19 protein-coding genes are annotated in these 19,824 nt (G+C 36.7%); all 19 read right to left on the bottom strand.

Annotated elements, in window-relative coordinates; all coding sequences use genetic code 11:
* Nucleotides 1–10: 10 nt before the first annotated feature.
* A complete protein-coding gene (locus tag BCR22_RS03680) occupies nucleotides 11–1,105 on the bottom strand; it encodes a DgaE family pyridoxal phosphate-dependent ammonia lyase (protein WP_069653634.1) in 1,095 nt (364 codons plus the stop codon).
* A complete protein-coding gene (locus BCR22_RS03675; RefSeq protein WP_069653633.1) occupies nucleotides 1,095–2,204 on the bottom strand; it encodes an amidohydrolase/deacetylase family metallohydrolase in 1,110 nt (369 codons plus the stop codon). Before BCR22_RS03675 ends, BCR22_RS03680 begins: the two co-directional genes overlap by 11 nt.
* Before the next feature lie 8 nt (nucleotides 2,205–2,212).
* On the bottom strand, nucleotides 2,213–3,301 hold the full coding sequence (locus BCR22_RS03670) for a DUF871 domain-containing protein (RefSeq protein ID WP_069653632.1): 1,089 nt from the start codon (nucleotides 3,299–3,301) through the stop codon (nucleotides 2,213–2,215).
* Nucleotides 3,302–3,615: 314 nt separating this feature from the next.
* On the bottom strand, nucleotides 3,616–4,935 hold the full coding sequence (locus tag BCR22_RS03665; protein ID WP_069653631.1) for a PTS sugar transporter subunit IIC: 1,320 nt from the start codon (nucleotides 4,933–4,935) through the stop codon (nucleotides 3,616–3,618).
* A 122-nt stretch (nucleotides 4,936–5,057) separates the two neighbouring features.
* Nucleotides 5,058–5,720 carry a DUF4310 family protein gene (locus BCR22_RS03660; protein ID WP_069653630.1) on the bottom strand — a complete coding sequence of 221 codons (663 nt, stop codon included), beginning with the start codon at nucleotides 5,718–5,720 and terminating at the stop codon, nucleotides 5,058–5,060.
* A 24-nt stretch (nucleotides 5,721–5,744) separates the two neighbouring features.
* Nucleotides 5,745–6,527 carry a DUF4311 domain-containing protein gene (locus BCR22_RS03655; RefSeq protein ID WP_069653629.1) on the bottom strand — a complete coding sequence of 261 codons (783 nt, stop codon included), beginning with the start codon at nucleotides 6,525–6,527 and terminating at the stop codon, nucleotides 5,745–5,747.
* On the bottom strand, nucleotides 6,528–6,902 hold the full coding sequence (locus BCR22_RS03650; protein WP_069653628.1) for a DUF4312 family protein: 375 nt from the start codon (nucleotides 6,900–6,902) through the stop codon (nucleotides 6,528–6,530). It lies immediately after the preceding gene.
* Between the two features lie 25 nt (nucleotides 6,903–6,927).
* Complete coding sequence (locus BCR22_RS03645; protein WP_069653627.1) at nucleotides 6,928–7,281, bottom strand: glycine-rich SFCGS family protein; 354 nt, start codon at nucleotides 7,279–7,281, stop codon at nucleotides 6,928–6,930.
* 57 nt (nucleotides 7,282–7,338) lie between these two features.
* The gene (locus BCR22_RS03640; protein WP_069653626.1) at nucleotides 7,339–7,677 is read right to left on the bottom strand and encodes a PRD domain-containing protein; all 339 of its coding nucleotides are present in this window, start codon (nucleotides 7,675–7,677) and stop codon (nucleotides 7,339–7,341) included.
* A 5-nt stretch (nucleotides 7,678–7,682) separates the two neighbouring features.
* On the bottom strand, nucleotides 7,683–9,551 hold the full coding sequence (locus BCR22_RS03635) for a BglG family transcription antiterminator (RefSeq protein ID WP_069653625.1): 1,869 nt from the start codon (nucleotides 9,549–9,551) through the stop codon (nucleotides 7,683–7,685).
* Nucleotides 9,552–10,110: 559 nt separating this feature from the next.
* On the bottom strand, nucleotides 10,111–11,085 hold the full coding sequence (locus BCR22_RS03630; protein WP_069653624.1) for a Gfo/Idh/MocA family protein: 975 nt from the start codon (nucleotides 11,083–11,085) through the stop codon (nucleotides 10,111–10,113).
* Nucleotides 11,086–11,345: 260 nt separating this feature from the next.
* Nucleotides 11,346–11,687, bottom strand: a complete 342-nt coding sequence (locus tag BCR22_RS03625; protein WP_069653623.1) for a type II toxin-antitoxin system PemK/MazF family toxin — start codon at nucleotides 11,685–11,687, stop codon at nucleotides 11,346–11,348.
* Between the two features lie 535 nt (nucleotides 11,688–12,222).
* Nucleotides 12,223–13,704 carry a PASTA domain-containing protein gene (locus BCR22_RS03620; protein WP_069653622.1) on the bottom strand — a complete coding sequence of 494 codons (1,482 nt, stop codon included), beginning with the start codon at nucleotides 13,702–13,704 and terminating at the stop codon, nucleotides 12,223–12,225.
* Entirely contained in the window at nucleotides 13,697–14,371 is a 675-nt protein-coding gene (locus BCR22_RS03615; protein WP_069653621.1) for an ABC transporter ATP-binding protein, read from the bottom strand. Before BCR22_RS03615 ends, BCR22_RS03620 begins: the two co-directional genes overlap by 8 nt.
* A gap of 12 nt (nucleotides 14,372–14,383) precedes the next feature.
* Nucleotides 14,384–15,871, bottom strand: coding sequence for an ABC transporter permease (locus tag BCR22_RS03610; protein ID WP_069653620.1), 1,488 nt, complete (start codon nucleotides 15,869–15,871; stop codon nucleotides 14,384–14,386).
* Between the two features lie 104 nt (nucleotides 15,872–15,975).
* Entirely contained in the window at nucleotides 15,976–16,593 is a 618-nt protein-coding gene (locus tag BCR22_RS03605; protein WP_240485847.1) for an ATP-binding cassette domain-containing protein, read from the bottom strand.
* A gap of 44 nt (nucleotides 16,594–16,637) precedes the next feature.
* Complete coding sequence (locus BCR22_RS03600) at nucleotides 16,638–17,987, bottom strand: ABC transporter permease (RefSeq protein WP_069653618.1); 1,350 nt, start codon at nucleotides 17,985–17,987, stop codon at nucleotides 16,638–16,640.
* 56 nt (nucleotides 17,988–18,043) lie between these two features.
* Nucleotides 18,044–19,141 carry a sensor histidine kinase gene (locus BCR22_RS03595; RefSeq protein WP_069653617.1) on the bottom strand — a complete coding sequence of 366 codons (1,098 nt, stop codon included), beginning with the start codon at nucleotides 19,139–19,141 and terminating at the stop codon, nucleotides 18,044–18,046.
* Nucleotides 19,132–19,800 carry a response regulator transcription factor gene (locus BCR22_RS03590; RefSeq protein ID WP_069653616.1) on the bottom strand — a complete coding sequence of 223 codons (669 nt, stop codon included), beginning with the start codon at nucleotides 19,798–19,800 and terminating at the stop codon, nucleotides 19,132–19,134. Before BCR22_RS03590 ends, BCR22_RS03595 begins: the two co-directional genes overlap by 10 nt.
* Nucleotides 19,801–19,824 lie beyond the last annotated feature (24 nt).

Genomic DNA, 19,824 nt, shown 5'->3' with positions numbered 1-19,824 from the left:
ATTCTCTCCTTTAATTCATCATTTCTTGTAGTCTTTTCGTGATCTTATTCATTTCCACTTCATTCACTGAACGGATATCGAATTCGATAATACCGTTATTTGCTTGGTATTCACGGGTGTAAATTGCTGGACTTTTCGCTTTTAGTTCTTGGATGACCTCTTTAGCTGATTTTGGCCCAATGACTTTGATACTGGCACGGTAAATATCTCTTCCAGCGCCGTCTTGAACGACTTTGGCTTCAAGGTTTGGGATAGTGTTCAATTTTTCAATAAATGGCGCCAACCGTGCTCGCATCGATGCTCCTGTTTCACTACCATTTTTTACATACTCTTCAACGGCTTGGGTGAACCCTAAAATATTCTCTTTACCGATTTTCATTGCACGGCCAATGCCTTTTCCTTGCAGACGAATCCATTCGATGTACTCTTTTTTCCCAATCACAAGTCCTGCGCTTGGGCCTTCGATGGCTTTCGCTCCACTGTAAATCACTAGGTCTGCGCCAGCCCCGATGTATTTGAAGAGATCTTCTTCTGCTGCCGCATCTATGATTAGTGGCAGCTTGTGCTTTTGGGCTACCGTTGCGGCTTCTACCACACTTAGCATACTTTTTTGAACCGTATGATGGCTCTTGATGTATAGAATCGCGGCAGTTTGGTCCGTGATCATCATTTCGATGTGTTCTGATGAGCACATATTTGCATACCCTGCTTCCACTACTTGACCGCCACCTTGTTGGACCATTACTTCAACGGGCGTGCCGTAGTCTACATTGTGCCCTTTAGGCAGGATGATTTCACGTTTCGTTACCTTCTCTGTGTACGGATGATAAGCATGATAGACAGAACCTTCCCCGATCAAAGCTGCCACACTTTGCGCAATACCAGCAGAAGCGCAAGACACGACTTGAGCATCTTCGACCTTTAATAATTTCGCTAAATAGGCACCTGTTTGAATACTTAATTCACTCATTTCAAAGAAATGTTCGCCACCGAACTTTTGAGCAGCTAAGACATTCTCTGACACTTTTGACACGCCTAAGATTGTCATTCTGCCTGACGCATTGATGACTTCTTTTAACTTGAATTTTTCGTAGCTAATTGTCATAAACTGTTCCTCCAATAATGGTTTTTACAGGTTTGATCCATTCTTTTGTTTCTCTAGTAAATCCATTTGAATCAGTCACTATTTTCTGCCCTGCTTCAATCTTAAAAATCGTGATATCACCATCATACCCTTCTTTCAGATGTCCTTTTGTAGCCAACTGGAAATTTTCAGCAGGCGTTACAGTAACTTTCTCAATAATTTCAGACCATTCATACCCTACTATGCGCAATTTCTCCATTGTCGTCGCTAAATCATACACTGGTCCATTTTCTCGATTTCGAATATAAATGTCTGTACTGATAGATGTTGCCTTCATTCCTTCTCTTAAAGCTGTTTCTGCGACATGGAAATTAAAACTATCTGTCCCATGACCGATATCAAATACAATCCCTTTATCATAAGCAGCCCAAGCAAAATCTTTGATTTGATTGGTTTCTTTATTGACTATTCCGTTCGATTTTCCATTGAAACAGTGGGTCAAAACATCTCCTTTTGACATATGAGCTAAAATTTCTTCTAGTTCCGGAGGCGCAGATCCAATGTGAACCATTAACGGCAAATGATTATTTTCTTTTTGAATATTCTTAGCCATTTCTAAAGGAGTAATACCATTTTCTCCAATCACCGTTTTGCTCATACGAGCTTTGATCCCTACCACAAAACCAGGTAATTCAGCTAATGCATTATGCACTAATTCTTCTTTGACTTTGCTTAAATCAGCCAGTTCATCTTGTTCAACAATCCCCCATTTTGAAATATTGATTAACGCATAGACATTTGTTTTTGCTTGTTTTGCTAAGTCGTAGAATTCATGGATATTTTCTGCACCTGTCGTACCCGCATCAATTAATGTCGTTACACCTTTTTTGACACCAATTTCATCAGGAAAATCGTAATATAACGTCATCTTCTCAAAACAATGTACATGATCATCGATCCAGCCAGCTGATACGTAAGTCCCTTGCTCTAACTCGATCAGTTCTTTACTGTCCGCATCAATTTTCTCTGAAACTTTTGCAATTTTTCCAGCATTGATTGCTATTTCTACTGGATTTCCTTTAATAGTTTTCCCGTTCTTTATGATTAAATCGTAACTCATTTTATCCCCTACTTTTCTTTAAATCTAAATTTAGTCCAGGGTTTTACAAACGCCAACAACAATAATTCTTTTTCTGTTATTTTCCCTACTTTATTTTTACGCTCATCTGAATGTGGCTGTAAAACAATCTGCAGTTCATTTTTGTATTTTCCAAAAGCATCATTCCCAATCACTACATCGCCAATTTGAAAGGTTTGTACATTGTCATGTGCTGGATTGGCTTCATTTTTGTATTTTTTACGGACTTCGGTTGAACGAACTACTTGGTCTGTGATGTCACCACGACGGAAGTGTTGTTCCTTCAACGTAATTTCTTTTTCAATCGCACTGACATCTTTTGTAAATTCGATAGCCAATTCTAACTGATAACGATTTAAACTACCTAATAATTCTAATTCTTCATCTGATGCATACGCATTTCCAATAATTACATCATCAATCAATCCCGTCGCAAATAAGTGTTTTGTTTGGATGTCGACTGGTAAATGTCGATGCATTTCTAAGGTTGGTAACCCATCATTGACATCCCATGGACCAATCTCACCTACTTGAGAATTGATAAATGCCGCTGTACGAATCCCATGTTTTTTAAAACGAATGCTACAACGCTCAAAGAAATCATACGGTAATGCTGTTCCTTCTTGCGGATAAAAATTGTGGCATCCGTAAAGAAATGGGACATTGGCTTCATAAGTCAAAATATTGTCTAAGTACGCTACATCGTTACTCATATTCAGCTCAATTGCTAAGTCAAACGGATTAAAAGTCAATTTTGCTTCTTTGTTTCCATCAAATCCAACATCCAAACGAATACCATCAGCACCAGTTTCATCAAAAAAAGTTAAATCATCATATGAAATTTGCAACTCATCAAAAATAGATGGCGCCACATCTAAAATCGTTTCATACCCTAATTCTTTTGCATAAGTGATCAATGATTTGAATGTTTCTTTTACCACTTCTTTGCCTTGCGTTACCTCTAACATACTCATGAAGATTCGTGAAAATCCACATTCACTTGCTTTTTTTAAATACGCTTTGTCTTTTTCTATATCACTATGATCTGGATAAACGGATATTCCTAATGCTCGTTTCATTCATTTTGCCCTCACTTTATATGATCGAATTTATGTCTGTATTTCCAAGAAATAACTGAACTGCATAAAATAGTTACGCTCCCTACTATAAATAGAGGCTGTCTAACGAAAACTCCAACTAGGATGGAGAACAAAATCAACCCAATTGATACAAGACATAACTGCAACAACCGTAACCCTGTAAATTTTGCAGGTAACCAGTTTTTTTCAATCATGACTTGACTAAAAATAAAAAATATACTAAACCAAATGAACATGATCTTAATCACCAAAGAGGATAGTAACGTTACTACCCTCCCTTTCTTATTTCTTACTTATGCAACTGTTTTCGCTTTCTTTTCAGCTGCTAATTCCTCTGCTTCTTTGTCTAACTGTTGTTTTTCGTATACTTTGAAGAATGGATAATAAATCGCCAAAGTAATTACGAAATTGACACAGACTAATAGTGCTGCTGGGACACTCCAGTTTGTACTCATCCAAGCAGCAACTGGCGCAGGTATCGCAAACGGTAAACGTGCCGCCATCATTGGAATCACATTTGTCACCGTTAAGAAATAAGAAAATGTCGTTGTGATCAATGGTGCAACGATAAATGGAATCCCCAAAATCGGGTTCATTACGATAGGTGTCCCAAAAATCACTGGTTCATTAATATTAAATAATCCCGGTAAGAAGGACAAGCGTCCTAAACTTTTCAAGTAGGTTGATTTGGAAAACATCATTAAAACGACTAATGCTAAAGTAGTACCGGCTCCACCGATCCAGATAAACCACTGTAAAAATTGTTCCGTAAAGATATTCGGCAAGCTATGAACCGATGCACCTTCTTGGAAAGCAAGGGTATTTTCAGCAATCGACATATCCCAAAAAGGTCTGATAACCGGTCCCATGATTGCTGGTCCATGAATCCCTAAAACCCAGAAGAAACAAATCAAGAAGACTGTAAGTAATCCGCCAAGCAAACTGTTTCCTGCTAAGGTGTCTTTTAACGGCATCAATAACGTACTCAAAAAACCATTTAAGTCAAAACCGATAACATGACGAATCACCCAAAATAATAATAAAATCACTGCACCAGGAATCAATGCGATAAATGAATTCGACACTTCTGGCGGAACACCGTCCGGCATTTTGATTGTGATGTTCTTTTGGATAAAGAAACGATAAATTTCCACAGAAACAAGTGCAGTAACAATAGCCCCAAATAAAGAAGCTGACCCTATATTAGCTAAATTGATATAGCGTCCAGCACCGATCACATTTTTAACATCTTCAAAAACGCGTGTCGGAGGTGCTGCTGTGACTAAAAATGCCATCACCGCTAAAATCCCACATGTCAAAGAATCTAACTTATAACTTGTCGCCAGAGAAGAAGCAATCCCAAACGTTGCATATAGAGCTAAAATCCCCATTGTATATCGTGACGGAATATCTAAAACTGCTTGGTAAGGCTCGATAAACTTCATGTAAGCCTCAATCGGAATATTCTGAAATACTGTGAAAAAAGCACCCACGATTGTCAAAGGCATTGTTGCAATAAGTCCCTTTCTAATCGCCGTCATATGTCTTTGTGAACCAAATTTATTGGCAATTGGCATCAATTTTACTTCCATCCACTGCACAAAACCATTCATTTCTTTTGTCCTCCATTCAAAAATTAGTATGAATAAAAAATCAAATTATTTCCAATTCATCATAACATGGTAACATTATAATGTAAACGGTTTTCAAAAGAAAAGTGCAACTTCAATCGGTTTTAACGAGGCAAATCTACTGGAAAAAGTGCACCAAAGATCATTGCACCTAAAATTGCACCACCTGCTATCGGTTTTTTCCATACATAGAAAATCACAGCGCCAATAATTGAACCCATACCGATCGGCGCTGACGCACCACATGCACTGATTATGATCAGCGGCCCTAAGAAGCGACCTGAAGCATTTCCAGCTCCCATCATGACATCTGCACCAAAGGTAGAATTTGACTGATTAATAGTGAATTTCCGAATCATAATAATGATTCCACCGATGATCAACCCTAAAATCATTCCAGTCGTTAAGGATAGACCAAAGTTTTTAACAGGTGCTGTGATTCCCATACTTAAAAGAATCGCTGGAATCCCAATCCCAACTCCCGTTAAAATCGCTCCGCCAATATCTAAAATCCCAACCAATGATCCTTCTAAAATACGTGCAAACAAGAAGCTTGCGCCGAATGCAGCCGCAGCCCCGTATGAGCCACCATCCATCCCAGCTTTCAACATCGCAACGATCGCTACTTCATTAAATGCCCCCACACCATGCTCAATGTACATATGCGTTCCAGCAAATACACCTGCTGACAGTAAACCGACCAAAATTGGAAATGACCAATCAGCAAACCAAAAATTCTTTTTTTCTAACGCTACTATTTCATCCATCAAAGTTCCTCACTTTCTACTTGATTAGTTGCCAACACTAAAAACATCATGCACATTTTGCAGCCAACCTGGAATTTGCAAACGGAAACTTTCAATCATTTGTAAATCAAATCCACGGAAAAAACCACTAAAGACAAATAACAAAATTACTGCTACCATCATACTTTTCGTTACTTTATTCCAGCCAATTTCGTCGACTCCCTTACCAATCAAAATTCCTAATACAACACCTGGTACGGCATTTCCCATAATCATTGTCGCAAGACCCCCAAAAATAGTTGCCCAAAGTCCAGAGCGTTTTCCAGCATCGATTGCCGCCAACCAGAATAAAACGGGCATTACTGTGTTGATCAAAAGATTCGCTGCAGGTACTAACACAGCAACCGCTGTCACTTGTAAAGACTCTGGAATCGCTGATGCGGTCGTATTCAAAAATGCCACCACCAACATCCCTACGATTGCACCTGAAATCCCCATTTTCTTAGGATTGTGCATTGTTTCAGCGATATTTTTATTTTTTACTAATAAAGCGGCTGCAGCCCAGTTAGGAATGACACGATGATCGACATCTTGTGTAAAAGCTCCTGCGCCAACCGTTGATGCCCAAGCATTGAAGAAGAAACCTAATCCAAATGAAAAATGACTGGCTGCATCTCCTTCACATGCATTCATTTCACCTAATGTTCTAAATGCACCTAGGCCTTGTGTACTTGGTGCGTGGAACATTCTTGCAGCGCCGGCGCCCGCTGCAAATCCAACCAATCCCCCAATCAGTAATGACTTGAGTAAAACGACTATAACATCCATCTAATTTGCCTCCTTATGCATTTTTTGTCTCTTTCCAAAAGAAATAGGAAGACCATTTGGATCAGTAACTTTTTTTTCTTCAAATGTAATCGTGTCCATTTCAATCAGTGTAATCTCCACTTCCACATCTAGCATTACGCGATAATCGGCACGTGCTCGAGGTAAAAAGAAAAAGAAAAAGCGTTCTGTATAAGTTTCTTGTTCTGCTGTGATAATCTGAATATCTAATGGCTCTATTCGAACGATCACATCCTCTCTTTCCTTTAGTACACGATTATGGATTTGATTCAGCGCATTGGCGAAAGCCAGATTTTTTTCTTTCCCCGTTCCTTCAACCTGAATCACCTGACGTTTTTTTATCGTTACTTGCTCCATTTGGTTTTCCCTCCTAGTTTAATCGTTACGCTTTCTTTTTCAGATACGCTTCAATTATACGTTTGCCTAATTCTTCTTGATCCATAAAACCAAAACCTAAAACTGTTTTCCCATCATTTATTGCCGTTACACCTTCGTCGATTGAACGCATACCATGACGTTCTGGATAGCCGTATTTTGTAGCCGCTGTCAAGGCACCAGCTCCTCCGCTTCCACAAAATGAAATGCCTAAATCTGCCTTTTCTTGTTGCATAACATCTCCTAAACGCATATCTGCACCCATTCCTGGCACAACAACGGCTTTGCCTCCTGCGGCCTCTACACCTTTTGCAACATTTTGTCCTTTACCTAAGCGATCTGCGATTACTACTGTTATCATAGTTGATTCCTCCATTTTTTATTTAGATAGTGATAGTCAAACTTCAATTCTTCATACTTAACTATCGTTTTGCCTTGCCGCTTCAAAATGAATCGATAATACGTACATTTCATCTTGTGGCAGATTCCCAATATGTTGAACCACTTGATCTGCAATTGCTAACGCCTCTTTCGATACTTCTTCAAACATCACAGGATCAACGCCAGACATTTTTTCTCCAGCAATCGAGCGCTTGATCATTTCGTTGACGTGGTTGATCAAAATTGTCCATTGTAATTGAGTCGGTTGCATTGCTTGCTTCTCCAACAATCCATAAATTTGCGCAACTGTCGCTTCTAACGCCACTTTATGTGGACTTTCATCAATGATTTTTTTTGCATCCTCATTTAACTTCATACCTGTTACTCCTCTCTTATATAATTCAATAAAGCAGTAATTTCTGCTTGATTAACCATTAACTCATTTTTAGCAAAAATCCGTTCGATATGTTCCACCAATTCTTGTTGCGCCAATAATGTTTCTTTGACGATATTGCCTTCATTCTCATATTGACTATCAAAGGTGATTCGATGGACCATCAACATCACATGAAGCAAAAACGCTTCTTTATATTCTTGCGTTAATTTTTCGGCGAATGCTTTAAGTAACTCTTCATAAATCACATATGTACGCACGACAATATCTCGACTTTCCGCTTCAATGCCTTGCGTTTCCTTAATTTGCTGACGAGGAATCAATCGAGGTACTTTTCCCGATTGAGTATGCGCCAAAATTTTATTTACTTCTTCTTGGATACTGTGAATATCTGCTTCTGTCGGCAGAGGATTTACTTTGACAAAAGGTCGATTCACAATTTCGATTGGAAAAATACTCAAAACCAAATCTGGATTTTTTTCTTCTATTACATCCACAGCGTTTAAAACAGAAGCAAATCCAGCAATTTCAACATTCGATACTTCTTCTAGAATCTTCTGTTCGATCAAACTTGTCACACCTAAGCCTGTTGAACACACATAGACAATTCTCACAACATTGATTTCATGAAGATTTTTTTCATATGCCACCAAAAAATGTAGGGCAATATAGGCAATGAAAGAATCATTGATCAAGAGCGCAGACCCTACGATATCACTTTGACTAGCCAGTTGTATTGCTGAAAATAATTGCGGATACTTCGCCTTGATATCATCAACGAAAGGATTATATTCGTTTATAAAGAGGTGTTTTTTTGTTAAACGTAAGGATAAATGAGCGAAGAGATTCGTAAATAACTGACGATCTCTATAAAAAGGAAAATTGACTTCTTTTGATACATCTTTGATCAGCTTCTCCGTCAACCCGACAATATCTTGCTGGTTATTCGCAACAAATACGTCACTATAAATATAAAAATACTCATCGGCTAAAAGCGGCAACTCATAATGATCAAAGACTTTTTTCATCAATAAAAATGGTAATTCTCGCTTTTGCTGTAAAACGTTTTGATTTGTCAGCATTTTGTATCCACCAACGGTATGATGAAGCTGTATTCTTGAAGAGGCAATCGCCACTCTTAATGTAATCGAAAGAATTTCAGCGTAGTTAAACTGATCAAACAAAGACGGATCTAACAGACCTGTCATTTCCTTTAGTGCAACTTGGTATATTTTTTGAAATATCGTATTGACACCAACATGAACTTCCTGCATTTTTCTCTGTTGGCCAGATTGGACAAAGTAGCTCATGATTTGGTAAATATCATATTCAGTTATTTCCTTTTGAGTGATGTATTCCATCAATAAGCGAATTTTACTTTCTTCCCCTATAATCGAAAATCCCTGACGACTTTGACGGTTAAGTGTCAGTTCATACATTTGAGCTAATTCTTCTACTCGATCTAAATCACTGATGATCGTATTTCTGCTGACTTGTAAATCATCTGCTAATTCCTGAGAAGTTAGACATTTTGATGCTAATAACAAGCGGAAAATCAATTGATTTGCTCGTAACTCCTGATCAGGATAGGTTTCGAATCGCTCTACTTCGATAATTTCATTTTTCAAGGTCAATCGTTCTGAATCTGGTATTTCTAACCAAATTCCTTTGTTCCGTCGCGTTTTAAGCAAGACGTTTTGATCTTTGAACCAATCACGTACATTTTCCAAATCATACTTGATTGTCCGCACACTAACTTCAAAGGTTTCTGCTAATTCTTTTGTTGTAACGCTGTCTTCTAAATCTAAAAGCAGCAACAAAATTTTTATTTCCCGTTTTGATAAGTGCAATGACATCCTACTCACCCACTTTCTTTCCCTTTCACTTGAACTATAGCTTGATTTTTATTGCTTAACAACACAAAAAAGTTGCACTTACACAAGTGCAACTTTCTTCGTATACTACTTTATCCAGAAATTTTATATTCAAAAAATTGTTATTTTATAAAACCATCTATAATTAATTTACTTGTAATCAATGGATCTATCAGACTTTTTTCTTAGTGCAATCAAAATCATCCATTATTTAATACTCCTTGCACCAACTTGCGCAAGATACAAAAAAAACAATTCAGTCTAACGATGTGACATGCAGTATTTACACCTCATCTTAAAACAAAAAAGAAGACCGAAGTCTTCTTTTTTGCCACAGTATTTATAAAAATAAATAGATAAAATCTTCTCCACAAAAATATTTATCCGACACGCCTACATCCGGTAGGTATGATTTAACATATGTGCCTCTGTTGTTTTGTCAATCACTAGCCGTCAAAACGGAACAGCCGAAGCTATCTGATTGAGTCAACTCGTCGCATGAGGATAACTTTAACATAGATAAGCTTCGATTGCAATATCTTTATAATTTATCGTCCTCTTCCAACCATTTAGTATATAAATTGTCCACCAAACCTACCGTCGCTACTGTCATTTTTTTAGTCATGATGGGGCTTTCTATACAATGGTTTTGAAGGCATTCATTCACATGCTCTACTTCAAAAACAAATTCACTGTCAAATTCCCCTAACAAAGTCTCTTGTTTGCCATCTGCGTAGTAAATACTAGCTTGCTTTGTTTTCCAGAAATAAGGGATTTCTATACGGCCTAACTCACCATAAATCGTCATTTTACTTGGAATATCAACTTTTACAGAAATAAAAATGTTTCCTAGGGCTTGATTTTGAAATTTTAAAGCCAGATTTACCTGATCGTCTGTTTCACCTTTTCTTCTTGTAACACTACCACTATATTCTGTAATTGGTTGATCTAGAATAAACTGCATGTACTGTAAGGGATAGCTTCCTGATCCATGTAGCGTTCCACCCCCAGCCTCTAAGGAATGAAACCAACTGATATGATCGGCATTAGGGTACGATGTAACGGACTGCAACCAGTGTATTTTGCCAATTTTATTTTGTTGAATAACTTCTTTCACTTGTAAACTAATCGGTAAAAACACAGATTTTTGTGCTTCCATCAAAAAACAGCCATTTTTTTCAGCTAATGCAAATAGTTCTTCTGCTTGCTGCAAATTCAACGTAAACGGCTTTTCAACCAATACATGTTTCTTATACGTCAATGCCATTTTTGTCGCTTCATAGTGCCCTTTATTATAGGTCGCCACATAAACAATATCTATTTCATCGTCTTCACATAATGCTTCATAACTGCCATAAGCCTTAGGAATAGTCAATTCTTCTGACATTTCTACTGCTTTTGCCAAAGTACCTGAAGCAATTGCGTGAACTTCTCCGGAACGGCTTTCTCTGATTCCCTTTACAAACCGAGGGACGATTTGAGCCGTACTTATTATTCCAAAACGAATTTTCTTCATACTGATCGACTCCTTTGACTATACTATAGCCATAAATGCTGAAAACTTCAAAAAAACGCTTTTAAGTAAGGGAACCCTTTTAGACTCAATAGAGCCATTTTAGAGCCTAGAATAAGACTACTATACAGTCTTATTCTAGGCTCTAATTCCTATTCACATTTCCTAAAGAATATTCGCAAATTGTTTCGTTCGATTAACTACTTTTTCAACCCGTTGCTTACGAATATTTATGTATATCTTTACCTATGTACTACTCCCATTTAACGAATACCAATACTTATTTTCAGTGCTTGATTGACCTTCAGCATATCGCCATCTTCTAAATGACAAATTTTGTGAAGAATTCGTTCTTTATCCAACGTTCGGATTTGTTCTAGTAATACCAATGACGGTGTCATTCTTTCGTCATGCGGTATATCCACCTTGACCTGTGTCGGCTGCATTTTCTTATTCACATTTCTAGTAATAGGTGCAACAATCAACGTTGGACTAAATAAATTGCCTTTATTATTTTGAATAATTAATACTGGTCTAATCCCTCCTTGCTCCGAACCAACAACAGGCGAGAGATTTGCATAAAAGATTTCTCCCCTTCGCATCATAATACTTTATCACCCCTAACCTAACAAAAACTTCTTTCGTGTAAATTATATCATGCTTTTCTAGAATGTTTTTTCAAAAATTTATACTATCCCCTGAAAACTTTGATAATTTCTGCAAAAAAAGGGTTTCATGAGAAAAAAATATATAATATATTTTATTTAAAAAACTTAAAATATATCAAAACCTTTCTTTCTTAATTGGTATATTTAACAAAATAACTATATATATTCAAATTAGCACTGCGTAATCTCTCTCTAAAAACCCAAAAAAGATGGATTTGTATCGTTATAAGCCAAAAAACACACTAAACAATAATCATTAAAATCACCCCACATATTTTCCTATTTCTATCAAAAACAGATTTTATATAGAAATAAATCAATTAAAAAAAAGAACTCTCTTTAATTGTTAACTGGTAAGAACTATTGTTTCTCATCAAACTTTTATTTTGTCATCTCCTATTATTTCATAACCAAAGAAAAAAATCAGGACAACTTACTTTCCTGATTTCTCTCTTTACTATTTTTCAGCGTATTAGGGCATTTCTTTTGAGTCTGTTTCATTCTCAGAATCTTTTTTAGGTATTGGATCAGATCCGCCATCTAAATTCCCCAAACTAATATCTAACGTAACCGTGTAATCCAACGGTACATATAAATTATAGGCGCTCATACCGACCACTGTGCCTTTAGGTTGTGCAGAGTCAACGTATCTTACAGTATATTGGATATTTGCTCCTTTTGATTGGAATTCGTCATAGAAATACTTTTGTAAATCCCCTTCTACTGTGTTCCCTCTTAGATCTTTAAGATAAGGTTGTCCAGCAGAGTAGTAGACTTTAACTTTCAAATCATCTTTGCTTGTCAACTGAGTTCCCGCTTCAACACTTTGCGAAACTAATTGACCATACGCTACGTTATTCGTAAACACGCTCTTGGCTTGAACTGTTAAACCTTCGACAGCAGTCCCAGCTTCTTCTTGTGTATAATCGGCAAAGTTCGGCACAATATAGCCTTTACCTAAAGATACAGTCACAGTCAAACTGTCTTTTTTAGCGACTTTCTGATCTTTCGCAATGCTTTGAGAAATAATACTTTCTGCTGGAACGTCTGCTGAGCTAGCTTCTTCATAGGTCACTTTTATCTCATTTGTTTTAGCCCAACTTTCAACTTCCGTCTTCATTTTTTTCGTAAAATCAGGGACAGAAATATTTTTTTCAAACGTCTCTTTTCCTTTGGAATAATACATATTCGCTTTGTCTTTACGTTTATAATTTTCTTTTGTCACATCTTTATTGACGATTTCAAAGCGCACAGCTTTGCCTTTTTCCAACGTATCACTATATTCGTCGATCAACGAAATATTGTCTGCTTTATTATCCTTGATCCATTTTTCTACTTCTGTTTTTTTCATCGTCATAAAATCAGGGAGCTTCAATTTTTCTTCTGGGTCAGCACCTATGCTTGCTTCAACCGTTAATTCAGCCCCTTTTTTGATTTTTTTGCCTTTTTTTACTGTTTGGGAAATCACTTTGTTTGCTTCGACCTGTTTACTGTACGTCTGTTCAACTTTTAATTTCACTTTGTTTTCCGTCGCCCAGGTTCGTACTTCTGCTAAATCTTTTCCAGAAAACTCTGGGAGTGCAACATGGGTCATTTGGAAATAACCGAAATACAACATACAAAGTGCTACAAAGGTCCCTATCCCTATTATTAAAAATTTTTGTTTCCTTTTCTTATGGTACGTAGGATCTATTTCCGTTTCATCTTCTGGCTGACTTCTTCTTGTTTGGTCATTTGCTGCTTGTTCTGTATCTGGTGAAAAAGAGGAACTATCAACTTTGGGATCAGTCGCATTGACTGGTCCCATTCTTGTTGGTTGCTCACTTGGTTTTTCATCGGACACTTTATTTAATGAAGAATCTGTTGACCCTTCTTTATTCAGATCTTCCCGCAGCTTTTTTTCTTTTGTCTCATCGTAATTCGATTTATTGAAATTCGATAAAAAATCACTCATTCAACATCAACTCACCTTGCTTAAGAAAATAGGTTTTATCTGATTGTTTGGCTATTTCATTCGAATGGGTCACGACAATCACACATTTATTATGTGTTTCTGCTAAATCTTTAAAGATATCCACGATTTCTTGTTCCATGCCTTCATCTAAATTTCCTGTCGGTTCATCAGCAAGAATGATATCAACATTTGTTGCTAAGGCTCTCGCAATTGCTACACGTTGTTGTTCTCCCCCTGATAATTGTCCCACCAAACGATCTGCCTTCGCTTTATTGATACCGATATAATCTAATAAATTGTAGGCAACTGCACGGTTATCTTTTGGCATATCATTATCTGTGATCGACATCGCCACTAACACATTTTCTATAGCCGTTAAATAGGGAACTAAATTGTAACTTTGAAAAATTATACTGATATCATCTCTACGATACTTTTCCAGTCCAATTTTTTTGATGTTCTGACCTTTGTATAAAACTTCGCCAGATTTTGGCTCATCCAATGCACTGATCAATGAAAGAAACGTTGTTTTTCCAGAACCAGATTGCCCTAGGATCGTATAGAATTGTCCTTTTTCAAAATTGATTGATGTATCTTGTAAAATCATTCGACGTTTGTCTCCGTCTTGATAAAAATAGCTCACGTTTTTTGTTTGTAAAATGGTCATCTTGGTTTCCTCCTACATCATGATTTTCTTTGGATTCAACCGTAAGACATACGTCAAAGGTAAAATCGCAGACAATAGAACTGTGCTTAATCCTGCAATTAAGAAGGTCACGATATAGCTAATTGAGAATTTCACTTCATATGCACTGGAAACATCTTCAGTTGTTAATGATGACATATTTACCCCACTGCCTCCACCGATCGTCATGGCAGCACCATTGCTCGCTGCATTGCTCGTTTGTGAAAAGGCGTCGCTTGCAATCAAGGATTCTGAAACCATTTTCCCAAGCAGATTCCCTGTAACAAGGGATAAGCACATTGCAATTAAACTAATCAACAACAATTCAATCAAAATCTGTTGCATTACTTTGGCCCTTGTTTCACCTAAGGACAAATAGATGCCTAATTCATGTTTACGGTCGCGCAAGAAAAGAATGACTACTAATGAAATAATCAATAATGTAGCGCCAATTGCTAAAATCACAACATAACCTGAAATTTGCGACATTTTTTTGAATGTACCGCCAACTTCATCATACTGATCCGTTGATGCTGTTACTTTGTAGCCTTCTGGTATCATTGATTTTGATTCTTCTTTGAAGGCTTCGACATCTTCTGGAGACTTAAGCACATAGATAGGAGTGATTTGGTCCATATCCTCTTGCGTCATGTCTGTCCCGTCAGCTTTTTTATAATGATCTGGTAACAATGATTTTCCTTTTTCAAATTCTATTTTATTGATGTTCATCACTGCATCATTTGGCATATAGACCGTATTAAACTGCTCGGTTTCCATGAATTGCTCTTCGAAACCTTTTTGATCTTTTCCATCTGATTTTTTCTTTTCAACACTTGTCGGTTCAAAGATACCAATAATTTCTACTGGGTGATCTTGACTTGCAAGTTCTTCGGTTGAGCCATCTTGTTTATAATCCATGATCAAGCTATCTAAAACGACTTTATCTCCTACATTAAAACCATTTTCTTCTGCAAGTTTTTTTGAAATGATTGCAACATCTTTTCCGTTATTGATTTCATCTTGCTTAAATGTTCGTCCTTCAACTAAATTGACTTTTTTATCCTTAAAATCTAACGGTTCCAGTAAATTGTTTCCTTTAATACTCAACATTTTGGGCATACCACCCATTGTTGTAGCATTTTCCATTTCATAGGTTTTGATTTTTTTTACAAAAAAGTTGGTTTTCACGTTATAGTCAAATTCTTTGACATACGATGACTGTCCCAACTTTTTAACATCCTCCACTTTTAATGTGGAAGGGGAAAAAGACTGACCTTCATCCATCATTTTTTGATAATCCAATTCAACACTCACAGTAGCGCCTAGGTCATGTTTAATTTTCTTTTCGACGTTTGCGGTGGATTGTTGAATCGCGATCGACCCGGCAATCACGTTTCCTAATATAAAAATAACTGCAAATAAAATAATTGATTTTCCTTTTCTTCTTGTAACACTGCACAATGCTCGATTCCAATAGTTCATATACTCTTCCTTCCTGTTAAAAAACAATGAAGAATAACTTAGACAGATATATCACACTGTTCAGTCAAGTCAACAACAACCTTTGATATACGCTAAAGCTTATCCTATTCACCATTGTCTTTTATAAATGATAGTTTCCCACCATTCAATCCCCATAATTCGTCAACATATTCCGCAATCACTTTTGATTGAGAACTGATGATGATACACTTATTTTCATTTTTCGCGTATATACGTATGTACTCCATGATCATTTCTAATGAAAGTTCACTTAACGTCACAGCAGGTTCGTCAATTAAGACGATTTCAGGATCATTGATTAGTGCTTTGGCCAAATAAATCCGTTGCTGATTAGCAATAGACAATTTTTTAAGTTTTTGTCTTGCTACTTTCTCATCGATGCCAACTTTTTTTAGGGCATCATAAAAATAACCATTTCCATGTGCAACAGCACTTGAAGCGCTCAAATTGAGGTTAGCCAAGGCCGTTTCATTTGAAAGGACATTGTACTGTTGAAAAACTGTGCCGATTTCGTGTCGCCGATAATTGTCGCGATCAAGGTTTTCAACGTTTTGGTTTTTATAAAAGATTGTGCCTGAATCAAGCTTGTCTAGTCCTGCAATCAGTGCAAGCAAGGTCGTTTTTCCTCCCCCACTTTTTCCTAAAATGCCGTAAACCTTCCCCAATGAAAAATCGATCGTTGTATCGTCCAATACGGTCACGTTGTTTTTCTTATTCGTATATACTATATTTTTAAGAGAGAGAATCATCGCTCATCTAAATTCCTTTCTAACAAAAATTCAATCGGTTCAAATTTAAAAACTTTATAACTGTCAATGGACATGATGGTAATCAAGAATAAGCAGGTAACTCCAATAAAAGTGATGAAAGAATTAGCATTGAACACCATTGGGATAGATGCTATAGATTCGTTTTTTTCACTAGCGACGAAACTAAATAGCTGATCAACGTTTCCCATCAGTTGCCTTTGGCTGCTTAATTGCCAATCTGCAATCGGCTGTACGATAAATTTTGTCGCTATCAAGGCAAAAGTAAAACTAAAACTCGCAACTACCACCAACTCGATCAGTCGACTTTTGATTATTTGCTGTTTCGTGATACCAATATTACGCAACACATAAATTTCTGTTTGCTTTTGTCTAAACAGCCGAATTGAAAGTAGTGCTAACCCAAAGTTGCCAAAAATCAAGAAACTTAACAAAATCGTTCCAGAAAGTGTACCTGTCCCGTTAACTGGACTTAACAATAGTTTCATATTCGCTTCATTAGTCATCACTTGATATTCACTTGGTAACCCTTTTGTTTTGATCTCATCGAAAAAATCTTCAAAGATAGCCATGCTTGTTAATTCATACGATACACTGTTATACACGAATTGATCGTCTTTTTCCATCGCATGCAAGGTTTCCCAATTTGTAAAAATATCATTTCCTTGCCCCCCCACCAATTGACTAGCACCATCTGATTGAACTTGTTCATTAGGTTGATACATTCCAGCAATAACTAATGATTGTCGTGCCTTTTTTTCATTTCCTGTTAAAACGACTTGAATTGAATCTCCTATTTTGAGTTGGTTCAATTCGGCAAATTCATTACTGATCAAGCATTCATTGTCTTTTAGAACTGTGCTTCCTGCGCTAATATCCAATCCATTTTCAGTGAGTTCTTTTACAAGACTATCTGATTCAGCTCCCCACCAATTTGCTAGGCCCTGATTGTAATTCTCTTTCAATGCATTTCCCTCTGATTCTTGGAATTGAACCATACTTGGAGATGGGATTGTTGTTAACGTTTCAAAGGAAATCGGCGTGTTCTCAATCATTTTCATTCCATTTACGTACTTAGACTTTCCAAATTTGACATATTGTTCCTTTGTTAGTTTTTTTTCATGCGATATATTACTTAAATCAGGTTCTAGAATCGTTACTATGGTCTTAAATTGGTTGCTGTAATGTTGCGTGAATAATTTAGCAGAGCTATAGAGGGTACTTGTAACCATTGTCCCTAAAATCAAAAGAAATAGCATGATGCCGACTAGTAAATAATTCCAGATGTGTCTTCTAAGATTTAAGAAAGCATGTTTAAAGACGAACATGTTCTAGCTCTCCTCCTTTCTTGTTCTACAATACCAAACCAATTGTTAACTGAATGTTAACTTTCAGCAATTTGTGGAAATGATAGATAAAAAGTTGATCCCTGATTTTTCTTACTTTCAACATAAACAAAGCCTTGGCATAAATCACAAACATGAGAAACAACCGATAAGCCAATCCCGTAACCATCTTGTTTTAGTCCGTTGATTCGGTAATTGTGGTTAAAAATAGTGGTGTGAACCTCTGGGTCGATTCCTTTACCATGATCTGTTATCTCAACAATAACACTTCCGTTTCGGTTATTAACAGCCACTTCTATAGGCTTTTCATTCCCATATTTGATTGCATTGTCCACTAAATTTGATACTGCTCGATAGATCCAACGATTTTTGCCTAAAATCAACGTCGAGCCAATTTCATCAAAGGAAAATGTAAGTTCAGGGTAACTTTTGCGATACGTATCACATACTTCTGCGCAAATTAATGACACATCCACCTTCTCACTCATTGCTTCTTCCGAACTGTTTGAAAGGGTCAAGATATCATCGATGCTATCCGTTAGGCGATCTAAAATGTGAAGATTGCCCGTTTCATTGTGTTCTAATTCCAAATTAGCTCTTAAAATCGCAATAGCATTTTTCTGTTCATGAGTGAGATAACTACTCAACCTCTTATAATCAGCTAGGTTCCCATCAAACTTGTCTTTTAACTGTTTGAATGCTTTCGCAACAGTTTTATCTTCAACTTTATCTTCAGAAAATTTCTCTAAAAACTGTAAATCATGAATAATCGAAATCATCTGCTTCGTATAAATTCGCCGTAAAACAAACCATAAGGTCATCGTCAGTACTAAAATAGCTGAACACACTGCTAAAATGATCATCGGCAAATATTTTAATAAACTATTTAAATAAATATCATCTAACGCTTGAGTACTGACTAATTCAGATGCTTTTAATGCAACGGTTGTGGTTGGCTGTGCTTGAGCAATCGTTTCATTTTCATCGTTTACAATATAAATCGCTGAACCGATCGATTGACCGATATTCAGTGAACTCCAGTTACTTTTCACTGCAAAAAAGCCAGCACTAATGATCAAAATAACAAAAAAAGCAAAGGTCAGCACCGTTAAACTGATTTTAAAATTTACTCGCATAATTGATATCCTTTCGCTCGAATCGTTTTAAGCAATTCTTTTCCAGATGCTTGAGCAAGTTGTTTTTTTAACCTAGCAAGATGAACACGCAAAACAGACGAAAATGGATCAAAATTTTCATCATAAACATGTTCAGCGATTACTTCTGTGGAAACAACCGCCGGATGCTGTTGGGCAATACATAATAAAATATCAAACTCTTTTGGCTTTAAAGTGATTTCCGTTCCCCCATAAGAAACAAAACGTTTTACAGGATCGATCATCAGTTGATTGATTTGGATATGAGGTGATGTTCGACCGTGAAAACGTCTGATGACTGCACGAATACGGGCAACTAATTCTAATAATTCAAATGGTTTTACTAAATAATCATCTGCTCCAAAATCGAGACCCTTTGCTCTTTCTTCAATTTCATCTCTCGCAGTAATAATAATGATTGGACTGTCTATATTGGATTCTCTTAAAAAATGTAAAATCGATAATCCATCTTTATCAGGTAAATTCAAATCTAATAAAATAGCATCATAGTTATTTACATAGGCTTTCTCTTCTCCTTCTAACCCAGAAAAAGCCAGATCGACTAAGAATTTTTCCCGTTCTAATCCTTTTTGAACTGATGTCGCCAGTTCACGATTGTCCTCAATAATTAAAATTCTCATCTAATCCATTCCTCTCTAAGATCA

The organism is Enterococcus plantarum, from assembly GCF_001730295.1.
GTDB lineage: Bacteria > Bacillota > Bacilli > Lactobacillales > Enterococcaceae > Enterococcus_L > Enterococcus_L plantarum.
The sequence above is the reverse complement of the archived record's forward strand: the minus strand, read 5'-3'. Positions and strand labels throughout refer to the sequence as shown.